Annotated in this window: 24 protein-coding genes and 5 pseudogenes; 10 read left to right on the top strand and 19 right to left on the bottom strand. The window is 67.6% G+C overall.

Annotated features, from left to right (window positions below; genetic code table 11):
• Nucleotides 1-340: 340 nt before the first annotated feature.
• Together AB0E67_RS30830 and AB0E67_RS30825 are read left to right on the top strand one after the other, a co-directional pair.
• A pseudogene (locus tag AB0E67_RS30830) lies at nucleotides 341-1,159 on the top strand (helicase associated domain-containing protein); the annotation flags it as partial.
• Nucleotides 1,156-1,788, top strand: a complete 633-nt coding sequence (locus AB0E67_RS30825; protein ID WP_362032839.1) for a hypothetical protein — start codon at nucleotides 1,156-1,158, stop codon at nucleotides 1,786-1,788. The pseudogene AB0E67_RS30830 and the gene AB0E67_RS30825, both read left to right, overlap by 4 nt.
• 157 nt (nucleotides 1,789-1,945) lie before the next feature.
• On the opposite strand, the gene AB0E67_RS30820 is transcribed toward AB0E67_RS30825, so the two are convergent.
• Together AB0E67_RS30820 and AB0E67_RS30815 are read right to left on the bottom strand one after the other, a co-directional pair.
• Nucleotides 1,946-2,755 carry a hypothetical protein gene (locus AB0E67_RS30820; protein WP_362032837.1) on the bottom strand — a complete coding sequence of 270 codons (810 nt, stop codon included), beginning with the start codon at nucleotides 2,753-2,755 and terminating at the stop codon, nucleotides 1,946-1,948.
• Nucleotides 2,756-3,188: 433 nt separating this feature from the next.
• The gene (locus AB0E67_RS30815) at nucleotides 3,189-4,115 is read right to left on the bottom strand and encodes a hypothetical protein (RefSeq protein WP_362032834.1); all 927 of its coding nucleotides are present in this window, start codon (nucleotides 4,113-4,115) and stop codon (nucleotides 3,189-3,191) included.
• A 91-nt stretch (nucleotides 4,116-4,206) separates the two neighbouring features.
• On the opposite strand from AB0E67_RS30815, the pseudogene AB0E67_RS30810 reads away from it, so the two are divergent.
• Together AB0E67_RS30810 and AB0E67_RS30805 are read left to right on the top strand one after the other, a co-directional pair.
• Nucleotides 4,207-4,631 (top strand): annotated as a pseudogene (locus tag AB0E67_RS30810) (helicase associated domain-containing protein); the annotation flags it as partial.
• Nucleotides 4,631-5,029 carry a hypothetical protein gene (locus AB0E67_RS30805; RefSeq protein ID WP_362032831.1) on the top strand — a complete coding sequence of 133 codons (399 nt, stop codon included), beginning with the start codon at nucleotides 4,631-4,633 and terminating at the stop codon, nucleotides 5,027-5,029. The pseudogene AB0E67_RS30810 and the gene AB0E67_RS30805, both read left to right, overlap by 1 nt.
• 218 nt (nucleotides 5,030-5,247) lie before the next feature.
• Here the strand turns inward: AB0E67_RS30805 and AB0E67_RS30800 are convergent, their stop codons facing one another.
• The 7 genes from AB0E67_RS30800 to AB0E67_RS30770 all read right to left on the bottom strand — a co-directional run bounded on the left by AB0E67_RS30800 (nucleotide 5,248) and on the right by AB0E67_RS30770 (nucleotide 10,063).
• Nucleotides 5,248-5,601, bottom strand: a complete 354-nt coding sequence (locus tag AB0E67_RS30800; protein ID WP_362032828.1) for a hypothetical protein — start codon at nucleotides 5,599-5,601, stop codon at nucleotides 5,248-5,250.
• Between the two features lie 442 nt (nucleotides 5,602-6,043).
• Complete coding sequence (locus AB0E67_RS30795; protein WP_361934379.1) at nucleotides 6,044-6,355, bottom strand: hypothetical protein; 312 nt, start codon at nucleotides 6,353-6,355, stop codon at nucleotides 6,044-6,046.
• Nucleotides 6,356-6,452: 97 nt separating this feature from the next.
• Nucleotides 6,453-6,998, bottom strand: coding sequence for a hypothetical protein (locus AB0E67_RS30790; RefSeq protein ID WP_362032825.1), 546 nt, complete (start codon nucleotides 6,996-6,998; stop codon nucleotides 6,453-6,455).
• Nucleotides 6,999-7,145: 147 nt separating this feature from the next.
• Complete coding sequence (locus tag AB0E67_RS30785) at nucleotides 7,146-7,709, bottom strand: AAA family ATPase (RefSeq protein ID WP_362032822.1); 564 nt, start codon at nucleotides 7,707-7,709, stop codon at nucleotides 7,146-7,148.
• Entirely contained in the window at nucleotides 7,702-8,505 is an 804-nt protein-coding gene (locus AB0E67_RS30780; RefSeq protein ID WP_362032820.1) for a DUF6042 family protein, read from the bottom strand. The genes AB0E67_RS30785 and AB0E67_RS30780 overlap by 8 nt, the downstream gene beginning before the upstream one ends.
• 63 nt (nucleotides 8,506-8,568) lie before the next feature.
• Nucleotides 8,569-9,033 carry a hypothetical protein gene (locus tag AB0E67_RS30775; protein ID WP_362032817.1) on the bottom strand — a complete coding sequence of 155 codons (465 nt, stop codon included), beginning with the start codon at nucleotides 9,031-9,033 and terminating at the stop codon, nucleotides 8,569-8,571.
• A gap of 52 nt (nucleotides 9,034-9,085) precedes the next feature.
• Entirely contained in the window at nucleotides 9,086-10,063 is a 978-nt protein-coding gene (locus AB0E67_RS30770; protein ID WP_362032814.1) for a transposase family protein, read from the bottom strand.
• Between the two features lie 186 nt (nucleotides 10,064-10,249).
• On the opposite strand from AB0E67_RS30770, the gene AB0E67_RS30765 reads away from it, so the two are divergent.
• Entirely contained in the window at nucleotides 10,250-10,792 is a 543-nt protein-coding gene (locus AB0E67_RS30765; protein ID WP_362032811.1) for a DinB family protein, read from the top strand.
• A gap of 100 nt (nucleotides 10,793-10,892) precedes the next feature.
• Here the strand turns inward: AB0E67_RS30765 and AB0E67_RS30760 are convergent.
• Nucleotides 10,893-11,201, bottom strand: a pseudogene (locus AB0E67_RS30760) (transposase family protein); the annotation flags it as partial.
• 3 nt (nucleotides 11,202-11,204) lie between these two features.
• On the bottom strand, nucleotides 11,205-12,683 hold the full coding sequence (locus tag AB0E67_RS30755; protein ID WP_362032808.1) for a multicopper oxidase family protein: 1,479 nt from the start codon (nucleotides 12,681-12,683) through the stop codon (nucleotides 11,205-11,207).
• A 747-nt stretch (nucleotides 12,684-13,430) separates the two neighbouring features.
• On the opposite strand from AB0E67_RS30755, the pseudogene AB0E67_RS30750 reads away from it, so the two are divergent.
• Nucleotides 13,431-13,832: pseudogene (locus tag AB0E67_RS30750) on the top strand (IS5/IS1182 family transposase); the annotation flags it as partial.
• Nucleotides 13,833-13,947: 115 nt separating this feature from the next.
• Here the strand turns inward: AB0E67_RS30750 and AB0E67_RS30745 are convergent.
• From AB0E67_RS30745 to AB0E67_RS30735, 3 genes and pseudogenes are all read right to left on the bottom strand, one after another.
• Entirely contained in the window at nucleotides 13,948-14,412 is a 465-nt protein-coding gene (locus AB0E67_RS30745) for a group II intron maturase-specific domain-containing protein (protein ID WP_362032842.1), read from the bottom strand.
• Nucleotides 14,389-14,874, bottom strand: a pseudogene (locus AB0E67_RS30740) (reverse transcriptase/maturase family protein); the annotation flags it as partial. The gene AB0E67_RS30745 and the pseudogene AB0E67_RS30740, both read right to left, overlap by 24 nt.
• 18 nt (nucleotides 14,875-14,892) lie before the next feature.
• Complete coding sequence (locus AB0E67_RS30735) at nucleotides 14,893-15,339, bottom strand: reverse transcriptase domain-containing protein (protein ID WP_362032805.1); 447 nt, start codon at nucleotides 15,337-15,339, stop codon at nucleotides 14,893-14,895.
• Between the two features lie 533 nt (nucleotides 15,340-15,872).
• Here AB0E67_RS30735 and AB0E67_RS30730 point away from each other — a divergent pair.
• On the top strand, nucleotides 15,873-16,442 hold the full coding sequence (locus tag AB0E67_RS30730; protein WP_362032802.1) for a transposase family protein: 570 nt from the start codon (nucleotides 15,873-15,875) through the stop codon (nucleotides 16,440-16,442).
• Between the two features lie 798 nt (nucleotides 16,443-17,240).
• On the opposite strand, the gene AB0E67_RS30725 is transcribed toward AB0E67_RS30730, so the two are convergent.
• Complete coding sequence (locus AB0E67_RS30725; protein WP_362032799.1) at nucleotides 17,241-17,768, bottom strand: PAS domain-containing protein; 528 nt, start codon at nucleotides 17,766-17,768, stop codon at nucleotides 17,241-17,243.
• Nucleotides 17,769-18,074: 306 nt separating this feature from the next.
• Here AB0E67_RS30725 and AB0E67_RS30720 point away from each other — a divergent pair, with 306 nt between their 5' ends.
• Nucleotides 18,075-18,746, top strand: coding sequence for a TetR family transcriptional regulator (locus AB0E67_RS30720; protein ID WP_362032796.1), 672 nt, complete (start codon nucleotides 18,075-18,077; stop codon nucleotides 18,744-18,746).
• A gap of 170 nt (nucleotides 18,747-18,916) precedes the next feature.
• Here the strand turns inward: AB0E67_RS30720 and AB0E67_RS30715 are convergent, their stop codons facing one another.
• From AB0E67_RS30715 to AB0E67_RS30705, 3 genes are read right to left on the bottom strand one after another with little or no spacing between them, the layout of a single operon-like run.
• Nucleotides 18,917-19,891 (bottom strand): electron transfer flavoprotein subunit alpha/FixB family protein, encoded by a 975-nt coding sequence (locus tag AB0E67_RS30715; RefSeq protein ID WP_362032793.1) that lies wholly within the window; start codon nucleotides 19,889-19,891, stop codon nucleotides 18,917-18,919.
• 57 nt (nucleotides 19,892-19,948) lie between these two features.
• Nucleotides 19,949-20,737, bottom strand: coding sequence for an electron transfer flavoprotein subunit beta/FixA family protein (locus tag AB0E67_RS30710; RefSeq protein ID WP_362032790.1), 789 nt, complete (start codon nucleotides 20,735-20,737; stop codon nucleotides 19,949-19,951).
• Nucleotides 20,738-20,748: 11 nt separating this feature from the next.
• Nucleotides 20,749-21,243: a PaaI family thioesterase gene (locus AB0E67_RS30705; RefSeq protein ID WP_362032786.1), complete on the bottom strand. Its 495-nt coding sequence runs from the start codon at nucleotides 21,241-21,243 to the stop codon at nucleotides 20,749-20,751.
• Nucleotides 21,244-21,598: 355 nt separating this feature from the next.
• Here AB0E67_RS30705 and AB0E67_RS30700 point away from each other — a divergent pair, with 355 nt between their 5' ends.
• Nucleotides 21,599-22,765, top strand: a complete 1,167-nt coding sequence (locus tag AB0E67_RS30700) for an acyl-CoA dehydrogenase family protein (RefSeq protein ID WP_362032783.1) — start codon at nucleotides 21,599-21,601, stop codon at nucleotides 22,763-22,765.
• Between the two features lie 449 nt (nucleotides 22,766-23,214).
• Here AB0E67_RS30700 and AB0E67_RS30695 read toward each other — a convergent pair whose 3' ends face one another.
• Nucleotides 23,215-24,312, bottom strand: a complete 1,098-nt coding sequence (locus AB0E67_RS30695; protein ID WP_362032780.1) for a lipocalin-like domain-containing protein — start codon at nucleotides 24,310-24,312, stop codon at nucleotides 23,215-23,217.
• A gap of 152 nt (nucleotides 24,313-24,464) precedes the next feature.
• Between AB0E67_RS30695 and AB0E67_RS30690 the strand changes: the two genes are divergently transcribed.
• Complete coding sequence (locus AB0E67_RS30690) at nucleotides 24,465-25,694, top strand: helix-turn-helix domain-containing protein (protein ID WP_362032778.1); 1,230 nt, start codon at nucleotides 24,465-24,467, stop codon at nucleotides 25,692-25,694.
• Nucleotides 25,695-25,715 lie beyond the last annotated feature (21 nt).

Below are 25,715 nucleotides of genomic sequence, written 5' to 3'. Positions count from 1 at the left end.
CACCCGTCGAGTACGAGACCAACTACTACACGGAACTGACAAAACCCCAGGTCACAACCACAATCTGAGATCTCTACCGAACCCGGGGCGGTTCAGTGGACACCCGCGACAAGTCGAATTCCTCACCGCCGCCCCTCACGATCGTTTCGCCGACGAGCTCGACACGTCGGCCGAGGAACCCAGCACGCGGTACGCATCATCCTCGATGACGGCGCACCAGTCGCACAGCCCGACCCGGCAGGGACCACCACAGTGCCCGGCGCGCGGTCAGCTCTCGTGGCCGTCCGGGTCGGTGAGCTAGTTGGCGACGTCGGCGTCGGTCATCCAGATCGCCTGCGTCTCGTGGGTGCCGTACGAGCACAAGGAGGGCGCGTTCCCGCTGGGGACCTGGGTCGCGGAGCAGCGACGGGCGTACGGGGCCGGGCAGATGAACGGCCGGCGCGCGGCGCGGCTGGAGAAGCTGGGCATGGCCTGGACTGCGGCCGATGCGCGGTTCCAGGAGAACCTGGCAGCGGCCCGGGTGTACTACGCGGAGCACTGGACGCTGTGCGCTCCCCGGTCGGCGGCGGCGCTGGACAAGCCGATCGGGCAGTGGCTGTCCAACCTGCGCCGTCCCGGTGCGCTGGCCGAACACCCGGAGTGGGAGGCCGCGTTGAAGGAGGTCGACGAGGACTGGAACCCGTCGTGGCCCACCGAGTGGCAGCGGCACTACGCCGCGCTGCGCGAGCTGGTGCGCGACGAGGAAGGCCCGGCGGAGGTCCTGCCCGGCTTCACCGTGCACGGCATGGACATCGGCAAGTGGCTGACCCGGCAGCGCAAGCCCGAGGCGTGGGCCGCCCTGGCCGACGGGCAGCGCGAACGCCTGGCGGCCGTCGGCGTCACCCCGCCCGCCCCGGCGCCGGCCCCGGTGGAGCCGGACGCGTCCGCGGAGCCTTCCACGGCGCCCGTGAGCGCCTTCGACAGGGGCGTTGCGGCCCTGTCGCAATACAAGGCCCGCACGGGCTCTGTGAAGGTCCCCAGGGCCCACGTAGAGGCGCTGCCGGACGGCACGGAAGTCAAGCTCGGAGTGTTCCTGTCCAACACCAAGACCAGGCGCGCCAAGCTCAGCACGGACAAGCTCGCCGCACTCGCCAACCTCGGGCTGGCGTGGGCGGCGTGAGCGAGCCCGAGATCGTGGCGGAACTCCGGCCGATGCGCGGCAGTGACGGCCAGGTCTACTTCCGGGCTCCGGAGGTCGCTGCTCTGCTGCGGAGCGTCGCGGCCTCCTGGGACGACTCCGCGGCCGGCGGCGATCCGGCATGGGCGCCGCCCGGAGGTGACACGACGCTGCTCGACGCGGGCACCGTGGGCACCCTCGCCGATGTCTTGCGCGTCCAGGCCGACGAGATCGACCTTCAGTCCATCACCCTGACTAGCAACGGAGCTGTCCCGGCGGCGTCTGTGCCGAAGCCGTCCAGCCTGGTGGAGACATCTGAGGCGGAGAAGGTCGCCCTGCTGCTGTCCGACCCGGGGGTGCAGGCGGCGCGGGCCCGGGTGGAGGCGGCAGAGACGGAGCTCGGCATGGAGCTGTGCGCCCGCCTCCAGCCGTTCCAGGACCGCTACGACCAGGCCGTGGCAGAGGGCGACGCGGCACCGCTCATCGGGGCCTGTGCGGGCAAGCACGGCCGCTGGGGGCGGATCTGCGTCCTGCCCGACGGGCACGAGACCTCGATGGAGGAACCGCACTGGGGCCGCACCAGCGAAGGCCGGCCGATCGCGTGGGTGGGCAGCGCACCCGACGACCGGTGAGCAGCGACGACACCGGCGACAGGACCCCGGGGCACACGAGCGGCCCTCTTTATGCAAGATCTGGTGTGAGCCGACCAGTCCAACGCTGATGTCAGCCGCTTCTGCGTTGGCTCGTGGCCTCTCTCCCCGCCCAGCCAGAAGGACGGCTGTACCTCCCTCAGTCGTCCGCGTGGCGCGCGAGCATGTGGTTGAGAGCCAGGCCGTGGGCAGCGTCGGAACTGCGGACGTAGGAGCACACCAGGCAGACGCCCGGGCCGTAGCCGACACCGAAGTCGTCGACGCCGGATACGGCGAGGGTTTCCCGTCCGCAGACAGGGCAATCCGTCACATCCATGCCGTCGCTCAGCTCATCGGGGTGCGTAGGCCGGTGGTCAGCTGCCAACGCGATGCGTCGGTCGGCTTCCACCTCACCGATCACGTCCAGGTAGTCCTGAGCGCGCAGCCGCTCGTACCGGTCCTGGATCTGGTGTTTGACCCAGTCGGACTCCCGGCGTTCCTCACTGACCTGGCGCAGGCAGGAGTGGTAGTCGAGATCGAGCAGGGCCGTAACGTGCCGCTTCTCGATCTCACCCACGCCACGTGCATGTCGCACGCGTTGGGTCTGCTCCAGGGCCTCGCTCAGAGCCGCTACATCTACTGCGATCTTCGACTCGTCATCTGTGTCTGGGACGAGTCGTATGCCCTTCTGATCTTCATCACATCGTTCTGTGATGACCTTCAGTAGCTGCGACGCCGCTTTCAGCCGGTGATCACCGTTCCTGCGATTCTCGCTCTCCTCCCCCTGCCAGTTGTGAGCGACGATGGCCGCCAGCCCGTTCGTCAACGCCTGATCGAAAATCGCAGCCGCACCAGGGACCTGAAAGTCGACGTCCAGAACCGCGGCGCACCGACCGTACTCTTCTGCTCGCTTCTCCTGCATCACCTCATCTTCACCCACGGGCACCGGAAGTCGGACCTTGTCTTCCAAGGAACGGGACGGGATACGGTCAGCGGGCGGGCAAATGCTGCTTGGCTGTCCGACCGATCGCGTGGGTGTTCAGCACACCTGACGACTGGTGAGCAGTGGCGGTGAGACCGGCGACAGGACCCCGGGGGCGCAGGGCGGCCCGGGGTCCTTCGCTGTCCGGGGCCAGCGGCACCGCTCCCAGGCCCTACACGCCCTGAGGTGCGATGCCCGGGGGTTCCGAGCTGCGGCATCGCACTGGCGTGCGTGTAGGCCCTGGGATCTCGGGCCGCTCCCCCGGCGAACTACGTGGCGGCCGGGGCGGGTTCAGTGAGGCGGTCCAGCCGGGTACAGAGGGCCTGGCTCCCTCAATCCCACAAGGCACCGAACGCGAATGGGGTTCTGTGCCGGAGCCGGCACAGAACCCCATTCGCTGCGCCTGCTGGCGAGTGTCGCTCTACAGGCTCTGGATCCCCTGCTCCACCGCGTCAATGGCGAGGCGCTGGACATCGGGTGAGTGGACAAGCCTGCGGAGGGTGGCAATAACGCGACCGCCGAGACGCTGCAGCGTCCCCCGGTCCGATGCCGGGTCGTTGGCAGCCGCCTGGAGGTCCCCGGCCTGGGAGCAGAGTTCTTCCTGCTCGTCGGCGTCCGGGGTCAGGGACGGGGCCAGCTGCTGGAGGAGGCTGACCGCTGCCAGGATCTTCGCCGGATCGAACTCGCTCTGCGTCACCGCGTTCTGAGTGACACCGCTGCTGTTGCTCGCGATGTTGCCCGAGTTCCGCTCGATGTTCCACGTTGTATTGCCGCCGGCGTTCCGGCGTTCGTAGGCGCTGATGTCGCCATCGTACTGCTCCACGCAGTCCTGCCCTTCTGACGTGATGTCTGCCAGCACGGGGCCCTCGGTCTGTCCCGTCATGGTCCCGGTGATCAGTCCTTTGGACCGGAGAGTGGCGCCAGCGCGGTCGATCTCCCCGGGTGCCAGCCGCTCGCCCTCGAAGAGCGAGAGCGGAGAGCGGAGCACTCCTTCGACCGCAGGGGAGGTCACTCCTTCGTGCTTCTGGTGCCACAGCCACATCAGCAGGCCCTTGCGTGCGGCCACGGCGCGCTTCACGGGGTCAGCACGTCGGCGCAGGCGTCCTTGTACCCACTGCAGTCCGCGGGGGGTCAGGTTTGCCGCCGGATCGCCAAGCGTGGCGAAGCGGTCGTCCACCAGGCCCCCTGCCTTGCACGCCTGCAGCAGCCGGTGGCACTGCTGCTCCGTCAGGTCGTGCAGTTCACCGAAGGCGGTGATCGACACGTACTCCTCCGCCGGGTTCTGGGAGGTCTGCTCGAAGACCCACTCCACGAGCGGCTCATGCAAAGCTACGAAATCGGCGGCCATGGGCACCCCACCTTCCAGGGCTAAAGAAGTCCTGAGCATAGAGCCCGCTACCGACAATGGGCCCCGAGCAACCGCCGCCTCCCGGCGGGGGATTCTATCCGGGTTCACCGTGCACGGCATGGATGTGGGGAAGTGGCTGGCCCGGCAGCGGAAACCCGAGGTGTGGGCGGCCCTGGCCGACGGGCAGCGCGAGCGCCTGGCGGCCGTCGGCGTTACCCCGCCCACCGCGGCCCCGGCCCCGGCCCCGATGGAGCCGGACGTGTCCACAGAGCCGTCCGCAGTGCCCGTGAGCGCCTTCGAGCGGGGCGTTGCGGCCCCTGGCAGTAACCAAGGGGCCGCACGGGCTCTGTGACGGTCCCCAGGGCCCACGTAGAGGCGTTGCCGGACGGGACGGAGGTCAAGCTCGGGGTGTTCCTGTCCAACGGCAAGAGCCGCCGGACCAAGCTGACCGTCGACAAGATCGCCGCGCTCGCCGACCTCGGGCTGGAGTGGGCGGCCACGGAAGGAGCGGCGTGATGAGCGCGAGCGACCAGGAGGCCGCGGAGCAGCGGGTGCAGGACGCTGTGCGCCGGCACGCCCGCACCAGGGCCTTCGCGGAGGCGGAGGACGTCATCTCGGCTGTGCTGTCCGACCTGGGGGTGCAGGCGGCACGGGCCCGGGTGGAGGCGGCGGAGACGGAGCTCGGGCTGGAGCTGTGCGCCCGTCTCCAGCCGTTCCAGGACCGCTACGACCAGGCCGTGGCGGGTGGCGACGCGGCCCGGCTCACCGAGGTCTGCGCGGGCAAGCACGGCCGCTGGGGGCGGATCTGCGTCCTGCCCGACGGGCACGAGACCTTGATGGAGGAACCGCACTGGGGCCACAACAGCGAGGGCCAGCCGATCGCGTGGGTAGGCAGTGCACCTGACGACTGGTGAGCGGCGGCGGTGACACCGGCGACAGGGCACCGGGGCGCAGGCTTGCGTTCTATTGGACGCCGTCGCCGCCGAACTCGACAGCCGACCACGCAAAACGCTCGGCTGGGACACCCCAGCCGAGCGCCTCGCAAAGCTCCTGGAGACAGCCAGTTGATCACTGTGACGCGACGACCGCCGGAATGCGCCTCTCGGCGGTGGGAGGTGTCACGCGGGTAGCGTCACCCCCAACAACCTGACGCGGTATAGCCCGCGTAGTTGTCGTTGTAGACGTAGAACCAACCGTTGCCGTTCGATGTCCCGCAAGCGGTATACCGGCCGCCCAGGATGACGCTATTTGCACCACAGGCCCACGTCTGCCCCTTCAGGGCAGTGGTCACCAGAGCGGCACTGGTACTGGTACTGGTGCGGATGGCCACGTTCTCCAATGCTGTCGCCTTGCCGTCGTTACAGGCCGTGTTGGACCTGAGCTGGGTCGAGCCATCCGCCGCACCGGCAACTCCCGGAAGTGCAAGGCCGACGACGGCGGCAACCGCCAGCGTGACAGTCAGCCTCGATCGCCTGATCTTTCCCATTGAGCCCCCATTGATCGGCATTTATGCAGTGAGCACCGACAAGTAGCGCCCGAGCTCCGCACCCTGTCAAGCGCCCTGTATGAGGTTGACCTGTTTTCAACGTGAGCTCGTGGTTGAGGAACTGGAGACTCGTCGGCCGGGTGCAGCCGCCAGGAGCCGGACGCTGCTGCCGCCGAACTCAACAACGGCCCACTCAAAACGCTCGGCTGGGGTTTCCCAGCTGAGCGCCTGCATACACTGCTCGCCACCACACGTCAGTGATCACGTGTTGCGACGATCCCCGGAATCCGCCAGGGCGGCCCGGGGTCCTTCGCTGTCCGGGGCCAGCGGCACCGCTCCCAGGCCCTACACGCACTGAGGTGCGATGCCCGGGGGCTCTGAGCTGCGGCATCGCACTGGTGTGCGTGTAGGCCCTGGGATCTCGGGCCGCTCCCCCGGCGAACTACGTTGCAGCGGGGGCGGGATCGGTGAACGAAATCGGCTTGCCGGTGGCGTGGGCATAGTCGATTTCCCTGCGCGTGGACTCGCCGATGTAGCCGCCAGGGTTGACGACCAGAACTCGGTCTGCCAGGTCGATCTTGCGTAGATGGAGGGCGTCCAGAGCCGTCTTCTGCTTGTCGGTGATCAACTCGTCTGCTTCGCCTGGCGCGACAACAATGATCCCGGCGAAGGTCAGATCACGATTCACCGCACGCATCTCGTCCACGAACCGGGTGGAGCCGCAGATGCAGACGATTTCAGGTCGGTCGGGCACAGCTCAGCCCTTCGCTCGAACGGGATACCGCCGGCGTGCACGTTTGGTACTGCGTCGGCAGGAGGTTAGTGGGTGGCACTACATCAGTGAGGGCCGGTCAGCCGTCGGCTCGTTCCTTCTCGATCGCATTCATCTTGCGGACCATGTCAATCTGCGCGCGGATCATCGTGTCGAACAGGGCCTCCGGATCGCCGTCGGGTCCGGCGTTCGCAGCCAGCAGCGAGGCGACTTGGCTGGCGAGGACCGTGACCACGTCGGCCGTCCCCACCGGGCCGCGGACCTCGATCAGTTTGCGCACGGCGTCGTCGATGCGGTCCATGGCCTCCTCGCCCTGGAGGAACAACCCGAGCCGGTCGGCGAGGAACATGCGGACGACCGCCACACCGTCGGCCAGGGCGGTGTCCACGTTGAAGTCGGCGCGGGCCTTCTCCGACTCCTTGAGCACGGCCGGAATCGTGTACGTCCGCTGCTCGGGGATGAGGCCCTCCTTTCGCCACTTCGCGTACGGGATGGGGCCGACGGCGTCACGGCGCGCACGGTGTTCGTTGGTCGGGCGGCCGCCCGCGGTGCGGCAGGCCCGCCCTGCGGCCGCCTTGCAGGTCGGGCATTCGACACGGCGCTTCCACGAGCGCACGAGATCCATCTCGGCATCGGAGCGGAGGTGTCGTCGCCACTCGCCGCCCCACGGGATGCTCTGCGGTCCGTTCTCCACGCCCATTGGCCCCCCTGGGTCCGGTGGTGTGTGCCGTCTTGCCTGCCGTGAAGCTGACCGTACCTGCGGTGGCGCCCCTCAGCGGTCGATCGGGGGAATGCCGTCCAGGCCGCTCTCGGAGAGGATCTGTTGGACCGTGTCGTCCAGGGTGCTGGCCGCGTCGATGACGGTCTCCAGGCCGTTGGGGAGCAGGTCCTTGTCTCGGTACCAGTCGCGTAGGTGGCCCTCGTTGACGTGCGCGAGGCACTCGGCGTCTGGTTTCGTCGCGTGCCGGAGCACTGTCTCCTCGAAGGGCACGTGGAGGTAGTAGCACCGTGTGACGCCCTGGTGGGCGCGCACCAGGTCCTGGAGCATCGTGCCGTAGCGGTCAGCGTACAGGATGCCTTCGACGACGACGTGGAAGCCGTGGTCCAGGGCGTAGCGGGCGGTGAGGTCGATCAGGCCGATGTTAGCGCCGCCGGGCCGTTCGCGTTCGCGCAGCACGATGCGGCGCAGGTTGTCCTGGGCGACGATGGCGAGGTTGCGGCCGAACTTTTCGCGCAGGCCGGACGCGACGGAGGACTTGCCCGAGGCGCTGTTGCCTCGGAGCACGATCAGGCGCGTGTCGCTGGTCCCCACGGTGCCGTGCGCGGCCTCAGTCACCGCGGCTGACCTGGATGCGGTTCTCGTGGAAGTGCTCCCAGTCCATGACCAGACGGAAGCGGCGGTGGGCCTCCAGGCGCTCCGCGTCGGCCGGCTCCTCGCCGCGCTGAACAAGGGCGTCGCCGGATTTCACGAGTTCCGCGAGAGCGAGCCGGACGTCGTCGACGTCCTGGCCTGTGGCTGCCGCCAGCCGGTCCAGGGAGGTGAGGGTCTCTGCCGGTTCACCCAGATCGTTGACCAGGTGGTCGATGAGGGTGTCGAGGAGCGGGCCGGTGCGCATCGTCCAGCGGATCCCGTTGAGGCGCTCGGTGAGTTCGGGGTCCAGGGGCAGCAGGTCGCCCGGCAGTGGCAGCACGGCGGGCATGGACCATCGGGTGCCGTCCGGCGTCTCTTCGCGGCGGGCCAGGCCCCACGTCAGGTAGAGCTCGGACAGGTCCCGCACGGTGGCGGGCACCGGGTAGCCGGCTGTCGTCAGCATGGTGCTGAACTGCTCCCAGCGGGCTGCCTCGCATGCCTCGCGGCCCTCCGGCGCGGCCTCGTAGTCCCATTCCTCATCGGGCCAGGAGAAGGTGAGGGGACCGTCGAGGTCGCCGCCGATCATGTCCCAGTGCCCGTCGAAGATCTCGTGCACCAGGTCGTCCAGGGAGCCGGTGAAACCGGGCTGGCACGCCGTCCCGATCAGCATGGTCAGCGGGAAGCCCTGACGGGGCAGGACGTGCTCCCAGCCCGACACCCACCAGTCGTTGTGCATCGCCATGTCTCGGCGCGGCCCGGGAACAGACGTCTTCTCAGTCATCCTCAGCTCTTCCTCGAAAACACCTCGATGCTCGCAGCGTACGCAGCGAGACGGGGCAGGTTCTCACGGACGTCCCACCCACGCCTGGTGGCGCGGGGCGACGCGCAGCTGCTCGCGGAGGCGGCCGCGCAGCACTCCGACGCGGGTGCGGCCCTCCAGGACCTGCAGTCCGCTGTCCGCCGGGTCCAGGAGGCGCCGGTCGATGAGGAGCGGCGGGCGCAGCCACGTCCCGTAGTCTTCCCAGTGCCTGCCGGCTTCGGGGACTTTCACTGAGGCCCAGTACACGGGGTTCTGTGCGAAATGCTCGATCAGTCCGGCTTCGCTCTCGCCGGTCGTCTTGGTGTGGAAGTCCGTGGCTGGGATCGCCTCCAGCGTCCAGGTGATCGCGCTCAGGTCGAGGTGACCGTAGTCGACCGCGAAGGGGCCGTGGTCGCCGTGTTCGAAGAGGAAGTCCTGCAGCACGTCGTCCGGCCACTGCAGGGCGGCCAGGACCGGGTCGGCGCGGAAGCGGTCGAGGCTAACGATCACGGGGACAATTGAGATCGGGACGTGCTGGCCTGGGGGTTTGGCTGTCGGGTGATCAGCAGGTCGTCGTGCGGACGGACACCAGCTCGGTACTCGTCCTGCGGCGGGTTGCCCTGCGGGCGGAGCGGTCGGAGACCAGACCGGCGATGGCACGGTGGGTCTCATCGTAGTTCTCACGCCGTCCGGTGTAGCGCTGGAGCGGGCGCCACTGCTTGTACTCGGCATTGGTGTGCTCCACACAGATCCGAGCCGAGGACTGCCGGCGTCGCTGTTCGCGCCAGGCCCGCCTCTCGCCGTCACACACATCGTCCTTCGGCTTCCTCGGCGGAGCGTTGACCTGGTGTGGGAATTCGTTGGCCAAGCCGCAGTAGCCCTCGTCCACCTCGACTTTCACATTTGGGCGGAGGCGCAATTGCTCGGCGATGCCCTCGGTGCGCACGGCGGTCTGGTCGTGCACGCGGCCCGGCCGCGTCACGCCGGAGAACAGGGTACGGCCTTGGTGATCGCTGAACGTAGTCGTCTTGATGGTGTTCTGCTTCTTCTTGCCGGAGACGAACGCCTTACGTCCGGCGCGCCCGGCCTTGGGACGTCTGACCTGGACTTCCGTGCCATCCATGCGGAGGTCGACGCCTTCGGCTTCGGCGTAGGCGAAGACATCCTCCAAGGTCCGCAGGCGCAGGCCGGGCCGGTCGGGGACGGCGAAGCCACGGGCCGCGAGCAGCGGCCGGACCTCGCGGATCGCAGTGGAGATGGTGGAGCGATCGACATCGAACAGCTCGGCCAGGGCGGCATGCGGAAGCCCGAGCCGCAGGTGGACGAGGGTGGCCAGCAGCCGGTCGGGGAAGACCAGCTTCTGCTTACGGCCCGCCCCAGCCGCCCGGCGCCGGGCACCCCCGCGCCGCTCATGCAACGCGGACTCGCGGGCCGCTGTCCACCTGGGCGCGAGTTCTTGGAGTAAATCGCCGAAATGCGCGCGGGAGACCCCGGACAGGGCAGGATGGGAGCAGGCTGTACGGGCCCAGGTCAGCTTCACAACTCACCTAACCCGTACGGCCCTTCCTCTGTCACGGCCTGATCTGACCCGCTCGCATTCGCCCGCGACGCTCGCGCGGATTCATCTCACGCGATGGGCCTGCTGCGCGCTACACCGTGACACCCTGATGTACCACACCAGGCGACGTGACGGCTGCCCTCCAGGGCACCATGCGAGGATCGAACGATGAGGAATCCCCGCCGCGAGTTACTGCGCTGGCAGTTCGACATGCCCTGGTCACTGTTCGAGTACCACCTGGAGCGGCTCACACCCGAGGCCTTTCTGTGGGAGCCCACTGACCTGACCTGGACAGTGCGCCCGGACGCCGCCGGGAACTGGCTGCCGGACTGGGCCAACACCGAGCCCGACCCCGTTCCCGTTCCCACCATCGGCTGGGTGAGTTGGCACATCGGCTGGTGGTGGAGCACTGCCATCGATCACGCACAGGGACGTACGCCCCGGGAGCGTACCGACATCACCTGGCCCGGCAACGGACCGGCGACCGTCGCCTGGCTACAGGATCTGCGTACCCAGTGGCTGGCGGTCCTCGACAAACTCACCGACGCCGATCTGGACGCAGCCTCCACGCTGCCGTGGCAGACCCCTCCGGACAACACCATCGGACACATGATCGCCTGGCTGAACGCCGAGCTGATGAAGAACGTCGCTGAGATCGGGCAACTGCAGCTGATCTGGGCGGCCTCGAAGTCGCGACCCAAGAAGCAATGAGCACTGTGCATCGTGAAGTTGCAGGTCACGGGTCTGGTGTGCGCGAGGTTCGGGATGCTCGTGCTGGTCACGGGCGGATGACTTCGGCGAAGATCGTCGGTCACCTGGAGACTTCACGGTTCGTCAGTACCAGCAGAGCCCTCACCAGGGCGGTCTCCCACCTCGGGTCGGTGCGTACTTTGCCGAGGACCCGCCAGTTCTTCAGGTGGGCGAAGCCGTGCTCGACCGGCGCCCGGACGGCTGCCAACGCCTTGTTGGACAGCTTCTGCCCTCGCGTGAGCGGCCGGTTCCGGGCGGCCTTGTAGCCGGTGATCACCGCCGGGTCAGCGTCAGGCCCGCTGTCGCCAAGCCCCACGAATCCCAGGTCGGCGATCGCTCCGAGCCCGGCCGCCCGCAACTTCTGCGTGAGTGGTCACTTGCTGCGTGACTCCTGGCTGCGGGGCGGGACGATGTCGAGGACGGTCATCATGCCCATGTCCTCGTGGTTGAGGATGTGGCAGTGCAGGACGGTCTTGCCGGTGAAGTCGGTGAAGTGGATGCGGATGACGATCTTGCTGCGCGTGGGCACGTTCACTGTGTCGTACCAGCCGTGGGAGGGCTCGTGGGCCTTCCCGTTCGTGCTCATCAGCTGGAAGTCGTTGGTGTGGATGTGGAAGCTGTGGTCCTCGTCCGTGTCGTTGCGGATGGTCCACTCCTCAACCGTGCCGAGGACGGAGGTGAAGTCGATGCGCTGGGGGTCGTACATCCGGCCGTTGATGTAGAACTTCGTGCCCGCCTTGTTTTCCGTGTAGACCACGGCTTTGCGTGCCGCGATCGTTGCGCTGCTCAGGTCCTCGTGCGGGGCGAAGCCGGTCGGGACAGTGGCCTGCTTCATGCGTGTGCCGCCGGTGACCACGGTCGCGAGGGGCGCTTGGGGAAATTGGTTTCCGGCCGGGCCGGTGTTGTACGGGAGGGTTTCGAGCGGGGTGGTGCCGGGACTGCCACCCTGGACGAGAACGTCGAAGCGGGCGCCTGCGGAGACGACCAGCGTGTCCTGGGTGTAGACCTTCCGGACGGGAATGCCGTCCTGGGCGATCACGTGGAAGCGGGTGCCCGGGAGATGGAGCTTGTAGTAGATGTTGGCGCCGATGTTGGCCAGCCGCCACAACTGTGTCTCGCCCGGCCGGATGTTGATGACGGGGTTCGTCTGGCCGTTGACGGTGCGGTTGGTGGGTGCGCCGATGCTCAGGGGGTGGGTCTTGATCGAGTCGCCCTGGACCTGGAAGTCCTTGAGCGCGATCGTGTGCTCGGTGATGCCGTGCAACGACGGGGGCAGGTAGTGCCGCAGACCGTCGACGATGACGACGCCGGACTCGCCGCCTGCGACCTGGGCAGCGGACTTCATGTCGGCGTGTGAGTGGTACCAATAGGTGCCGGTGGGCTGATGGCGCGGCAGCTGGTACGAGTAGTGGTACGAGTGGTTGTACTTGATGGCGATGAAGATGTCGTCGGCAGGGGCGCGCGGCGAGACGTGGAGCCCGTGCGTGTGCACGTTGGTGTCCTCGTCGATGCGGTTGATCATGGTGAGGTCGATGCGATCGCCGGGTCGTACGTGCAAGGTGGGAGGCATGTACGCCCCGTTGTAGGTCGTCGCGTACAATTGGTGATCGCCGACCCGGACCTTGCGCCGTTCCACCACGATGGTCGCCTTGAGCGCGCCGTTGCGGCTGACCAGTTCCGGCGGGTCCTGCAGTTGCGGGCCCGGGCCCGGGCCCGTCGGCGCGGCGCCGCCCTCCGCGGCGGGTTGGTTTCCCATCGGTGCGTGGCCCGCGCAGCCGGCCAGCCAAGCTGAGGCGAGGACCAGGCCGATGACCATCCGGGCCGGCGCAGAACGGGTATTGGACCGGGTCACGTCTCTCCCCAAAGAAGTTGTACGGCCGGGCGGGATGATGCCCGGCTGAAGTCACGAGGAAGGCCGGCGGCCTGTCAGCCGGAGCGTAGGCATGCGCATTTCACGAGCCCCACGGCCACGCGCCGACGACAGTGGCATCCGCCCGAACGGTGGACGCTGTGCACCAGAGTGGCGGAGCGGAGGGCCAGGAGGGAGGGAGAGCCCGTCGGGCGGATCGGCGGATGTCGTGGCAGCAGATGCCAGGGACGGCGCCGAGTACCTCACCGCTATGGAGGCCACGGGCCAAGCCCTCCTGAACGTCCCGCGCCGCGTTTCCCGCCTCCGAGCGGCCAGCAGTGGTGGAAGCCGTATTCACCTCATCCACCTTGGGAGCAATCCGTCAGTGCATGCACGTCCTGGCCGACGTACGCATCGCTGCGGACACGCTTCTTCCGGATGCCACGCCAGCGCCAGGAAGGGCCGCGGGCGAGCTGCTCGGTCTGTGCGGGGGTGAGTGCCGGTATCCAGTGCGACCGTTGCCCACACGAGGAAGAAGTGCCTGCGGGGGACCGGGACACCGTCCATCTGTTCGGTCTCATCGAGGTCCCAGCCCAACACCCGGGCATGGTGAAGCAACCACCGGTAGAACTCACTCACTATCGTTCGCGTTGCTGTGCATAGCCGTCTCCCTGGTCAGGGGCAGCTTGTCCTTGCCCGGCGGCCGCGTGATGCGTAACCAGCGGGCCCCCGGCGGCAGTTGAGTTTGGTGTGAAGAAAAACAACCATGTCGTCGAGGGCCGTGACGGCCTTGTCTACACCGCCCGCCTCCCGCTGTCGAGTGCCACCCTGAACTGGCTCGCCGGCCTGATACGCGGCCACTGCAAGAAGATCGGCTCGCGGTGGCGGGCCTTGCCCGCCGGGAAGATCGCCGCCATCGTGCTGGCAGTGCTGCGCTGTGACCAGCGGCCGGGTGACCTGGCCGGCGGCAACGGGATACACCGCACCACCGTGACACGGTGGGTCAGGGAGGTCGTCGGCCTGCTGGCCGTCCGCGCCCCGCGCCTGGACAGGGCCCTGAAGAAGATCGCCCGAACGGGTGGCGGGGTGGTCCTGCTGGACGGCTCGCTGATCCGCACCCGGCGGCGCACCGGGAAGGAAAACCGGAAGAACTGTTGAGTCGGCACGGAGCGCGGTGCCGGTGTTGCCACCGGCCCGTTTCTCCGTGCCGCTCGCCGAACCCGGCGTGCGGCTCTCACCGCACCGGGCTCTCCACGGTTTCTGCCGTTCAAGCGTGGTTGAGGACCCAGGGGTTGGGGATCGTGTTGCCCCGGTAGCGATAGCGGGTGACCGCGATCGTGACCATGGGGAACAGTTCGATCCCGTCCGCCGAGAGCCTGTGCCACCGGCCATTGCGGTCGGTGAAGCGTCGGCGGACGTCCTTCCGCCTCCAGCGATGCAGCACCATCCACCAGCTGGTCACCCGTCGCCATACGAAGTGGTCCAGGGCTTTCAGCGTGGTCTTGCATACCGCGTGCTTGAAGTAGTTGACCCAGCCGCGCAGAATCGAGTTGATCCTCTTCAGTACGGTCCCCGGGTCCTGCTGCGACGTTCTGTTCGTCAGGGTACGGATCTTGTCCTTCAGCTGCCGGATGGGCCTCGCGGCGATGAAGGTGTAGACGTACCACTTGTTCGAACCTCGCTTGCGGCGCCACTGGATGTGGAACCCCAGGAAGTCGAACCCTTCCGACATGTGCACGATCTGAGTCTTGGCCGGTGACAGCCTCAGCCCGAGAGGGTGCAGTACGTCGGCGATGTCCTCGCGCAGGCGGGCGACATCGTCGCGGCTGCCGTCGACCAGGACGACGAAGTCGTCCGCGTAGCGGACGATGCGCCAGTTCGGGCGGCCGTGGTGACGGTGGTGTGCCCGCCTGCCCCTGGTGGACATCCTCCCGCCCGGCTCCCACGGCTCCATCACGTGCTCGTCGAGCGCGGACAGGGCGATGTTCGCCAGCAGCGGGGAGAGGATGCCGCCCTGCGGGGTGCCGGTGAAGGTCTCCTCTCGGCCGCCGCCCTCAGTGAGGACGCCGGCCTTGAGGAACGCCTTGACCAGCCGCAGCACGCGCTTGTCCTTGACCCGCGCTCGCACCCGGTCCATCAGGGCCGCGTGGTCGATGGAGTCGAAGCACGCCTCGATGTCCGCGTCCAGCACCCAGCGATAGCCGTTGGTGCCCTAGCGGTGGATCTCGGCGATCGCGTCGTGTGCGCGCCGCATAGGCCGGAAACCGTAGGAGACCGGCAGGAAGTCGGCCTCGAAGATCGGCTCCAACACCAGCTTGAGGGCCGCCTGGACCACCCGGTCGGAGACGGTCGGGATGCCGAGCTTGCGCACCTTCCCGCTCCCGCCGGGCTTGGGGATCTTACGTTCGCGTACCGGCAGCGGGCGGAATTCACCCGTCTTCAGTACGCGTTGCAGGTCCTCCAGGTAGCCCGGGAGACCGAGTTCCCGCTCGACGTTGACGACCGTGAGGCCGTCGACGCCCGGGGTTCGGGCTCCCTTGTTGCCCGCGACCCGTTCGAACGCCACGAGCAGCGTCGCCGGGTCGCATACGAGGTTGAACAGATCGTCGAACCTGCGGCCGTGGTCGGCCGCCGCCCAACGGTGAAGCTTGGTCTGCATCCCCGATACCCGCTGGTGAGACCCCACCGGGGCCTCGGGAGCACCACTGTTCAGCGGTGCGTCTTTCGGCATTGCAGCCTCCTTCCCTTCTCGAAACCGCTGCCGCCCTTCCCCATGTGCCGGGCTCTCCCCGGCTCGGAGTACTACGGCGGCTCCGCCCCGTCCCGGCCCGATCGGCCGACGATGGACCCAGCCCTCCGCCCGCGCTGGACGCGCGGCAGGAGGGCGGAACCGGGACGGTTCCCGTGTTCACTCGCTGTTCGATCGTCGGAGTAGGAGCCCGGCTATGCCCCCGCGGCCTCGCCACGGCTACCCCGCAGCACTTCACCGTGGCCTCCCCGCACGACCGAAATAGACCGCCCGGGAAGTTCCCTGCCAGCCGAATATCCTGCAGGGACGCACCGCATCCAGCCCTGATCCACCAGGTTCGAGCTGGCGTGCCTTAAGGAGGCGTAGACACCGGTTCCTCGCGTACTCCTCTCCGTCTCGCTTGCCGGACCCGCACCATCTGGCAGTACTGGCACGTCCCGGCTTTGTCGGGGCTGCTTCCCGCCCTCCCCGGCACCTCCCGGTTCAGGCTGCCCCCAGCTTCAACCGCCCTGCTGCGACAGGGCGATGGTGGTGGTCTTTCACCTCCACTCGAACAACAAGCGCCTCACGGCGCACACTCGGGCAAGCACAAACACCATGGCCTGCTCGTGATCGCGCTCACCGACGACAAGGGCCGACTGCTCTGGGTCTCGGCGGCCCGGCCAGGACGGACCTCGGAGATCACCGCCTGTCGTCGCGACAAACTCACGCAGAAGTTGCGGGCGGCCGGGCTCGGAGCGATCGCCGACCTGGGATTCGTGGGGCTTGACGACAGCGGGCCTGACGCTGACCCGGCGGTGATCACCGGCTACAAGGCCGCCCGGAACCGGCCGCTCACGCGAGGGCAGAAGCTGTCCAACAAGGCGTTGGCAGCCGTCCGGGCGCCGGTCGAGCACGGCTTCGCCCACCTGAAGAACTGGCGGGTCCTCGGCAAAGTACGCACCGACCCGAGGTGGGCGACCGCCCTGGTGAGGGCTCTGCTGGTACTGACGAACCGTGAAGTCTCCAGGTGACCGACGATCTTCGCCGAAGTCATCCGCCCGTGACCAGCACGAGCATCCCGAACCTCGCGCACACCAGACCCGTGACCTGCAACTTCACGATGCACAGTGCTCAGTGGACTTCAACAGCCTGGTGCCCTTGTCGATGGCTCTCGCGAGATTGTTCTGGGCAGATCTGGAGCATCACCATCCCGGCATCGACTCCTTGCGTCTGCCTCGTGAGGTGAGTGACGCCTGGAAGGCCCGCATCGCGGTCAAGTCCGTTTCCCGGCGGCGGCCGGACGGGACGACTGTGGTGGTCACCGAGCCGCGGGAGAGTGCGGCTTCCGTCAAGAGCCTCGTTCGGACCTTCTACCTGGACATTGCCCAGTGGGCTGTCGACGAGCCGGAACGTTGGGGCCTCTGGGCAGCCCCGAGCCCGCTCACGGAAGCGGACTGCTCGGTCAAAAAGATGGAGCAGGAGCAGAAGATCAGGACGGACCGGCGGACCCGGGAACGTCTGCCTGTCCTACCTGCGCTCATTCGCACGGCCAGGGAGCAGTTGAAGGCTGCCAAGGCTCGTTTGGACGCTATGGAGAACACGGCCCTCGGCGCCGACTTCACCCTGCTCGGGGAGACGTTTACGCTTCCTCGCTCCTCTGCCCGATCTGATGGGAAGCCCTCCTCCGTCATCGACGGAGCCGGGCGGAGCCGCAACCTCCGGGCGGAGGAGAAGAGGGCGTTCTGGGGCTGGGCAACGGTCGAGATCCTCAGGCACACGGGCATCAGGATCGAAGAGCTCCTGGAGCTCGGACACCACAGCATCATCAGTTACAAACTCCCCAGCACCGGGGAAGTTGTTCCTCTGCTGCAGATCGCACCGTCGAAAACCGACCAGGAGCGTCTGCTGTTGGTCACCCCGGAGCTTGCCGATGTCCTCAGCATCCTCCGTTCGGTTTCCTCGTACGCGGGCCCCTCGAGGAACTCGGTCGTGCGCAGACCTCGCACCTCGATCTCAGGAAAACCCGCGACGACCCTCATCGCCTCGTTCGTGCGCAGCACCCTTGCGTCACAGTCGTACACAGCGAGCGCCATCGACTGCTGGTCGAACAACCACTCCATGAGCACGTCGTCCACTGGCGCGTCCACCTCCGTGGCCGAGTCCATTGTCACCAGGAAGGTCTCGCGCCCTTCTGCATCGAGCAGCGGGTGGAAGCGCGGCCTGATGCCGAGCCGGCGCCCGTCACGGTGCCGGAACTCCGATCCGTCGGCATCGAAGAGATCGGCCAACGGCATGCCGATCACGTCGCTCGGGACGTATCCCGTCAGGCGCTGCGCCTCGCGGCTCCAGTGGGCCACACACGACCCCCGGCGTCCGTCACGGCGACAGCCACGGACGTGTGGGGCCCCTCGTTCAGCGGAAGCGGGCTGTTAGCCAGCCCGTCGGATGGGTTCATGCTGGTCACCCTGACCTCCCGTCCCGTGAAAGGCCATCTCCAGGATCGGCCGAGAAATCAGCGAAGGCAAGGTGAAACGGGACCGCCACGCTGTCGGCTCTGCGTCAATCTTGTGGTGGGAGTAGCGACAGGAGCACAACCTACGTAACGTTCGATAGACTGTCGATGCTCTATCGGCGTACACGGAAGGGATAGGTGGGTAGGGGCCATGGCGGCTGGTAAGTCGGGCGAGGACTCGGCTTCGGATCTTGGGACACGAGTCGACGACTGGCGGGCGTTCCCCCCGCGCGCTCTTACTCCCATTCTGCTGTCAGCCCTCGAGCAGTTCCGCGAGCATGGCTACCACGGGACCTCGGTGCGGGACGTAGCACGCCAGGCTGAGGTGAGCCTGCCCATGATCTACTACCGGTACGAGAACAAGCAGGGACTGCTTGTCGCACTGCTTGAGGTCGGGATGGGCGAGGTCCTGCAGCGCGCCAGGCTGGCAGACGCGGAGGCCGAAGGCCGCACGCTCGACCGATTCGCCAACGTCATCGAGGCCATCGTGCTGCACATGACGCATCGGTCAGCGACGGCCGGACTCGACTCCGAGCTGCGCTACTTGGATCCCGCCAACCGGAAGAAATACGCAGCACAGCGCAAGGAACTGGAACAGCTGCTGCTCGAGATCATCGAAGACGGAGTGTCCCAAGGGCTGTTCGAAGTGGAGAGTGCCCCGGACACCACACGAGCCCTGCTCGGAATGTGCCAAGCGGTAACGAGCTGGTACCGCGCCGAGGGTCCCTTGCGGCCGGAGGAGATCGCCGATCGCTATGTGGCGATCACGCTGCGCGCCGTGGGGGCGAGGGTGCGGCCAGCGCCCCGTGACCAGGCACGGTAGGCCTCTTCGCCTCGCCCTCAAATCGCCGACGCGTCACGCAGCCGCTGCGGCTTCTCGGCCGGCGTACACGGGCCCAGAAGCCGCAGCGGCTCGATTCACTACTACTCCCTCACCGCGCTGAGCAGCATCAACAGGGAGTGTTTCGCACTCGATGGTGCAACGACCTCAGATCAGCCCTTGCGGGTCTTGACCTCTTCGGTCAGCTGCGGGACGACGTCGAAGAGGTCGCCGACCACGCCGTAGTCGACGAGGTCGAAGATCGGGGCCTCGGCGTCCTTATTGATCGCGACGATGGTCTTCGAGGTCTGCATGCCCGCGCGGTGCTGGATCGCGCCGGAGATGCCGGAGGCGATGTACAGCTGCGGCGAGACCGACTTGCCGGTCTGGCCGACCTGGTTGGAGTGCGGGTACCAGCCGGCGTCGACGGCGGCACGCGAGGCACCGACGGCCGCGCCAAGGGAGTCGGCGAGCGCCTCGATGAGTCCGAAGTTCTCGGCGCCGTTGACGCCACGGCCGCCGGAGACGACGATCGCGGCCTCGGTCAGCTCCGGGCGGCCGGTGGACTCGCGCGGGGTGCGGGAGACGACCTTGGTGCCGTGGGCCTTCTCCGAGAAGGAGACGGCGAGCGCCTCGACGGTGCCGGCGGCCGGGGCGGCCTCCACGGGGGCCGAGTTCGGCTTGACCGTGATGACCGGGGTGCCCTTGGAGACACGGGACTTGGTGGTGAAGGAGGCGGCGAACGCGGACTGCGTCGCGACCGGGCCCTCGTCACCGGCCTCCAGGTCCACGGCGTCGGTGATGATGCCGGAGCCGATGCGCACCGCGAGGCGGGCGGCGATCTCCTTGCCCTCGGCGGAGGACGGGACGAGCACGGCGGCCAGGGAGCCCCCGGCGGACACCGACTCGTACGCGGCCTGCAGGGCCTCCACCTTGGGGACGACGAGGTACTCGGTGAACTCGGGGGCGTCGGCGGTCAGGACCTTCACGGCACCGTGCTCGGCCAGGGCCGCAGCGGTGTCGGCGGCGCCGTTGCCGAGCGCGACGGCGACGGGCTCGCCGAGGCGGCGGGCCAGGGTCAGCAGCTCCAGGGTGGGCTTGCGGACGGCTCCGTCGACGTGGTCGACGTAGACGAGAATCTCAGCCATGGGGATTCAATCTCCTGCGAACGAAAAGGGGGCGGACTTCAGCGGCTCGCGCGAGCCTTAAATGAGCTTCTGGCTCGCGAGGAACTCGGCCAGCTGCTTGCCGCCCTCGCCCTCGTCCTTGACGATCGTGCCGGCCGTGCGGGCCGGACGCTCGGTAGCCGAGTCGACCGCGGTCCACGAACCCTCGAGACCCACCTCGTCGGCCTCGATCTCGAGGTCCTCCAGGTCCAGGGACTCCACCGGCTTCTTCTTGGCGGCCATGATGCCCTTGAAGGACGGGTAGCGCGCCTCGCCCGACTGGTCCGTCACCGACACGACGGCCGGAAGCGAAGCCTCCAGCTGCTCGGACGCGGTGTCGCCGTCACGACGGCCGGTCACCTTGCCGTCCTCGACCTTGACCTCGGAGAGCAGCGTGACCTGCGGGACACCCAGGCGCTCGGCGAGGATGGCCGGGAGGACACCCATGGTGCCGTCGGTGGAGGCCATACCGGCGATGACCAGGTCGTAACCGGCCTTCTCGATCGCCTTCGCCAGCACCAGCGAGGTGCCCATGACGTCGGTGCCGCGGAGGTCGTCGTCCTCGACGTGGACGGCCTTGTCGGCACCCATGGACAGCGCCTTGCGCAGCGCGTCTTTGGCGTCCTCGGGGCCGACGGTCAGGACGGTGACCTCGGCGTCGTCGGCCTCTTCCGCGATCTGTAGCGCCTGCTCGACCGCGTACTCGTCGAGCTCCGACAGCAGGCCGTCGACGTCGTCGCGGTCGACGGTCAGGTCATCGGCGAAGTGCCGGTCGCCCGTGGCGTCCGGCACGTACTTCACACAGACAACGATCCTCATGGTGCTCATTTCCTGTCTTCCTACCTGCCGTTGGGTGTTGCGGTGCGGGAGTCAGCGGCCGGCGACGCCAGCCGCTTGCGGTTGGGAGTCAACGAAGCGGTTGCGTGCGCGCACAGCTGCCCCGATCCGTCGGTGACGGTGCCTCTCACCAACGTGCGCTGGCGACCGTTCCGCAGCACGGTCCCGATCAGGTGGTACCGCTGCCCAGGCAAGAGGGGGCGAATGTAGTCCACGTTCAGGCTCATGGTCACGACGGGAGTGGCCGGCTCGCTGGCGCTCACGGCGGCGACCCCGCAGACCTCGTCCAGGGCCACCGCGATGTAGCCACCGTGTACGACGCCCTCGCGGTTCAGGGCCGACTCCCCAGGAAGCCACTCCATCTCGACCGTGCCCTTTTCGGCGGCTGCGACGCGGATGCCGAGCAGGTCGTATGGCCTCGTCGGCGCCGCGTCCACGAGTCTCCGCAACCACGAAACGTGGTCGAGTCCCGAATCGACGCCCCAACCGGTGTACATGACGATGCTCTCCTCGCAGTTCGGGCAGGAACGCTGGCTGCAAATCGACGATGGCTCGATGTGCCTGCGGCTACGCGGGTGGTAGGTGCGCCATCACCCGGTCGCATGCTCTGGGAGCAGCCCTTCTGACCGCGGCCATGATCGCTCGCACTCCACGAGCCGATACTTACTTATCGATCGTTAAGCACGCTAAGCGAGGAAAGCAGGGCCGGTCAAGGGCGGCAGCCAGGTGTACGCAGCTGCCACGCCAGCACGGCCGGCCAAACGGTATTGACCTCCCCTCTCCAAGACGCCTAACGTACTGAACGAACGCTAAGTAGATCCACTGATCGCGACCTGCCTCAAGGAGCCGACCGTGCAGCGCACCCTTTACGACCGGGACCACGAGGACTTCCGAAACGTCGTGCGGGAGTTTCTCGCCCGGGAGGTGTCTCCTCACCAGCAGCGCTGGGAGGAGGAGCACCTCATCGACCGACGCGTATGGACGGCTGCCGGCAAGCAGGGACTGCTGGGGCTGGCCGCACCCGAGGAGTACGGAGGCGCGGGGCAGGACGACTTCCGATACCGATGCGTGATGATGGAGGAATTTGCCAGAGCCGGCGCGGCCTCGCTCGACTCAGGCTTCGGCGTCCATGACGACATCGTCCTGCACTACCTGCTGGATCTGGGCACAGAAAGCCAGAAGCAGCGCTGGATCCCCGGTATGTGCAGCGGCGACGCCATCGGCGCGATCGCCATGACGGAGCCCGGCGCGGGCAGCGATCTTCAGGGAATCCGCACCACCGCCGTCCGCAACGGGGACGAATGGGTCATCGAGGGCGCCAAGACCTTCATCAGCAACGGGATCCACGCCGACCTCGCCATCGTTCTGGCCCGCACGGATCCCGCCGCCGGAGCGCGCGGGATGAGCCTGTTCGTCGTGGAGCGGGACACCCCTGGCTTCACGCGCGGCCGTAAGCTCGACAAGATCGGACTGAACGGCCAGGACACCGCGGAGCTGTTCTTCGACTCTGTCCGCGTGCCGACGTCCAACCTCCTCGGCACCGAAGGTCGCGGCTTCATGCACCTCATGGAGCGCCTGCCGCGCGAGCGCATGTCGATCGCCGTCACCGCGCAGTGCGTCACGGAGACCACATTGGAACAGACCATCGACTACTGCGCTTCGCGCACCGCCTTCGGCAGCACCGTCCTGGACTTCCAACACAACCGCTTCCTGCTCGCGGAACTGACGACGAAGGCCGAAGTTACCCGCTCCTACGTAGACTGGGCGATCGAGGCGCTGAACGATGGCTCGCTGTCCGCCGTCGACGCGGCAAAGGCCAAGTGGTGGACGACCGAGCTCCAGACCAAGACCGTGGACCGCTGCCTCCAGCTGCACGGTGGTTACGGCTACATGCTCGAGTACCCCATCGCCCGGGCCTTCATCGACTCGCGCATCCAGACCATCTACGGAGGCACGACCGAGATCATGAAGGAGATCATCGGTAGGGACCTCGCCGCTGGCAGGAAGACTGCTCGCTGACGCGCGGCACCGCCCGGCGCTCGCCCGCCTCTCACGCGTCAGTCACCGCCGGGCCCGACTGGGGTCCGGCAGCGACACCGAGGGCACGCAGCAGGTACGCGGTGGCGCAGCGGCAGGACGAAGGCCGCGGTCAATGCGTCGGCGGGGATCGAGTTGTGTGCCGCCTCGCCCAGAACGGCGCGCAACTGGCGCCCGCCGGGGCCGCGGAGGAAAACCGCATCGTGGCGCAGGACTGGCCGGAGGCTCCGGCCAGGGCGCCCGTGCCGACCGCCTGGACGAGCTCGAATCGGGCCGCCCATGGGCGACGTGTGCAATCGGCCAGCTTCCAGGGTGAGGGTCGTCATGACATCACCCTCTTCGAAAACGACATTGTTTCGTTTCGAAGAGGGTGATGAATGTGACGTGCTGAACAGATTTCGTCAGGCGATCACTCCGGCGCTTCGGCTTGCTCAGACGCCCGGCTGACGGGTGTGGCCGAAGTACATCAGCTCCCACAAGGCGTCCTGGGTCGCCGAGTCGACCAGGGCACCGTCGCGCTCGTGAGTGATCTCCAGGTCACCGACGAAGCGCAGGTACGCGCCGTCGAACCCAGCTGCCAGGGCGGCCTGCCGCTGTTCGGGCGCCATGGTGTCCACCATGGGCTGCACCAGGACGGTCTTGTCCCTGGTGAAAGTGGTCGTGTACTTTTCGGCACCCTCGGCGGAGACGTATCGGGTGATGTCCGCCACCGGCTTCCCGCTCCGAGGATCGGCATCGACCCGCCCCGTCGAGAACTCCACAGAGGACTTCACGTTGTCGGTGATGATCTCGCCGCCCTTGGCGAGCATGAAGTAGGTCGTCGGGGCGTACCCGTACTCTTCTTCACCGACGATGTAGGCGGTGATCGTGGTGTAGTCGCCGGCATCGCCACGGCCCCAGTACCAGTCGTGCATGAGGCTGCCCATGGGTGCGTCGCCCCAGTTGTGGTCGTGGTAGCCGTTACCGCCGGTCACACTGTGCTCCACTCCGTCGACGGAGTAGCTACCGGTGACACGGCCCTTCGGGACCGACGGCAGCCACGCGAAGAGGCGGCGCTCCTCCCCTTCCCCGAAGTACAGATGCCCCGAGCCGGGCCGCCAGGCGGGAACCTCGCCCTCCAGGCGGAGGTCGACCGCCACCTCGCCAACCTGAGCCTTGATCGTGTAGGTGTGGAGATCACCTTCGAAGACGCCGTCCCCGATGCGTACGTCGCAGCGGTCCTTGGCCGCGTGGAACTCGTCGGGCGAGAACGTGAGCTGGCGAACGAACGACCGACCGTCCGGAAGGTCCAGGTCGATCTCGATCATGGGCGTCACCGGAGCGTCGGGGATGGTGTAGTGCTTCGTGGAGAAGACCACGACCACCTTGGCTCCGTCGTCGAGGTGCGCGTCGAAGTACCACCACTCGTAGGTACCGGGCTCACCGTCGGTACGCATCCCGTCCTCGAACTGCGCTATCTCGCCGGGCTTGATGCCGAGTCGCTCGTAGTCCTCGGGTGCGTTGGCTTCGTACACAGGCTTGGCCGTCATCGCGGATTCCTCCCTGGTCGGCGGGTTTCGTACAACCCACACTCTGCGCGCCGCCCAAGGCCTCGTTCATCAAGGATGCAGCGAAGAAGAGACCGGGATTCTTGTGGAATCCACGAAACGCAGGACCGCCTCGTCGTGCGACGCTGAACGTTGTGGAGAGTGAGACGAGACGCCGAATCGCAACGCTGTGCGACGAAGTCGCCACCAGGCGCATGTCGGAGTTGGTGCAGCGCATCCTGCGGATCCTCTGGCAGGGCCACCCGGACCACACAGTGGCTCCCGAAGAAACCCAACGGGAGTGGGTGCGCCGCTTGGTAAGTGACCTGCTGGCAGGCGTCGCGGAACGCCAGCCTCCCAACTCCGACCAGGTCACCGCAGCTCGGGAGCTCGGCGCGGCTCAGGCCCGTATAGGTACGCCATTGCCCCTGCTGTTCGACGTCTGCCACATCGCCCACAGGGAAACCTGGGAGACGCTGCTGAAAGAGGTGGCGAGCCATGACCCTGAGGTGGCCGGCCCGCTTGCTCACGAGGCAGGACTGCTGTGGGGGTGGGTGCGCATCATCGCCGGCGCGATCGCCGACGCGCACGGCGAGGAGAGCAGCAGAGGGCGGGCGGCCCGCATCACCCTGAGCCACCGCTTCCTCGACGCGCTCGCCGCGGGCGAGCCCGACACGGAGGCCGCCCGTGCCTTCGCCCGTGCCCTGGGTTTCCAGCCGGACGGCCGCTTCCAGGCGCACTGCATGTCCGCCGACGACTGGCCCGACGAGCTGGTCGAAACCCTTCAGCGCAGACTGGCCTCGATCGCGGGCGTCAGCCACTGCGTCACTCGCGGGGCCTCTGTCGTCGTGCTCGCACAACGCGCCCCGGCGGAGCGGGTCCTGAACATCATCCGAGCCACGGAGAAGCCCGCGCCCGGAACGGTAGGGATCGGCCTGACCCGCGAAGGGCTGGACGGGGCAAGCGACAGCATCCGCGACGCGGCGGCCGCGCTGAGCACAGCGGGAACCCGGGGAGACACCGTTCGGTACTCCGAGGACTGGCTGACGATCACCCTGGCACCCCAGGTCCCGCGACTGGCACCCCTCCTCGCCCGCGCCATGGAGACGGCGCGCAGGTCGCCCCACCTCACCGAAGCCGTCCGCGCCTTTGGCGAGAATGGCCTCTCGAACGCCGCAGCCGGCCGTGCGCTGAACCTTCATCCCAACTCAGTCGCGTACCGCCTCGATCGGTGGCACGAAGCGACAGGCTGGGACCCGCGGACGGGTGAAGGGCTGGTCTCCAGCCTGGTGGCGCTGCGCCTACTCGGCACCTCCACCGCGCAGGGCAGAGGAGCGCCCACCGACCGCGGTGACAGAAGGAGGCAGGAGAAGAAAACGCCGTGATCCGGAGACCACAGGCGAACC

It is taken from the genome of Streptomyces sp. NPDC032161 (assembly GCF_040636995.1).
In the GTDB taxonomy this organism is placed as follows: domain Bacteria; phylum Actinomycetota; class Actinomycetes; order Streptomycetales; family Streptomycetaceae; genus Streptomyces.
The sequence above is the reverse complement of the archived record's forward strand: the minus strand, read 5'-3'. Positions and strand labels throughout refer to the sequence as shown.

What these genes read in the sequence shown, in the direction of transcription:
- AB0E67_RS30780 (WP_362032820.1), bottom strand. Translation starts at nt 8,505, where the DNA reads ATGACTGAGAAGACGTCTGTTCCCGGGCCGCGCCGAGACATGGCGATG.
- AB0E67_RS30745 (WP_362032842.1), bottom strand. Translation starts at nt 14,412, where the DNA reads ATGTCGGAAGGGTTCGACTTCCTGGGGTTCCACATCCAGTGGCGCCGC.
- AB0E67_RS30715 (WP_362032793.1), bottom strand. Translation starts at nt 19,891, where the DNA reads ATGGCTGAGATTCTCGTCTACGTCGACCACGTCGACGGAGCCGTCCGC.
- AB0E67_RS30720 (WP_362032796.1), top strand. Translation starts at nt 18,075, where the DNA reads ATGGCGGCTGGTAAGTCGGGCGAGGACTCGGCTTCGGATCTTGGGACA.
- AB0E67_RS30790 (WP_362032825.1), bottom strand. Translation starts at nt 6,998, where the DNA reads ATGGATCTCGTGCGCTCGTGGAAGCGCCGTGTCGAATGCCCGACCTGC.
- AB0E67_RS30695 (WP_362032780.1), bottom strand. Translation starts at nt 24,312, where the DNA reads ATGACGGCCAAGCCTGTGTACGAAGCCAACGCACCCGAGGACTACGAG.
- AB0E67_RS30805 (WP_362032831.1), top strand. Translation starts at nt 4,631, where the DNA reads ATGAGCGCGAGCGACCAGGAGGCCGCGGAGCAGCGGGTGCAGGACGCT.
- AB0E67_RS30800 (WP_362032828.1), bottom strand. Translation starts at nt 5,601, where the DNA reads ATGGGAAAGATCAGGCGATCGAGGCTGACTGTCACGCTGGCGGTTGCC.
- AB0E67_RS30735 (WP_362032805.1), bottom strand. Translation starts at nt 15,339, where the DNA reads ATGCAGACCAAGCTTCACCGTTGGGCGGCGGCCGACCACGGCCGCAGG.
- AB0E67_RS30710 (WP_362032790.1), bottom strand. Translation starts at nt 20,737, where the DNA reads ATGAGCACCATGAGGATCGTTGTCTGTGTGAAGTACGTGCCGGACGCC.
- AB0E67_RS30705 (WP_362032786.1), bottom strand. Translation starts at nt 21,243, where the DNA reads ATGTACACCGGTTGGGGCGTCGATTCGGGACTCGACCACGTTTCGTGG.
- AB0E67_RS30765 (WP_362032811.1), top strand. Translation starts at nt 10,250, where the DNA reads ATGAGGAATCCCCGCCGCGAGTTACTGCGCTGGCAGTTCGACATGCCC.
- AB0E67_RS30815 (WP_362032834.1), bottom strand. Translation starts at nt 4,115, where the DNA reads ATGGCCGCCGATTTCGTAGCTTTGCATGAGCCGCTCGTGGAGTGGGTC.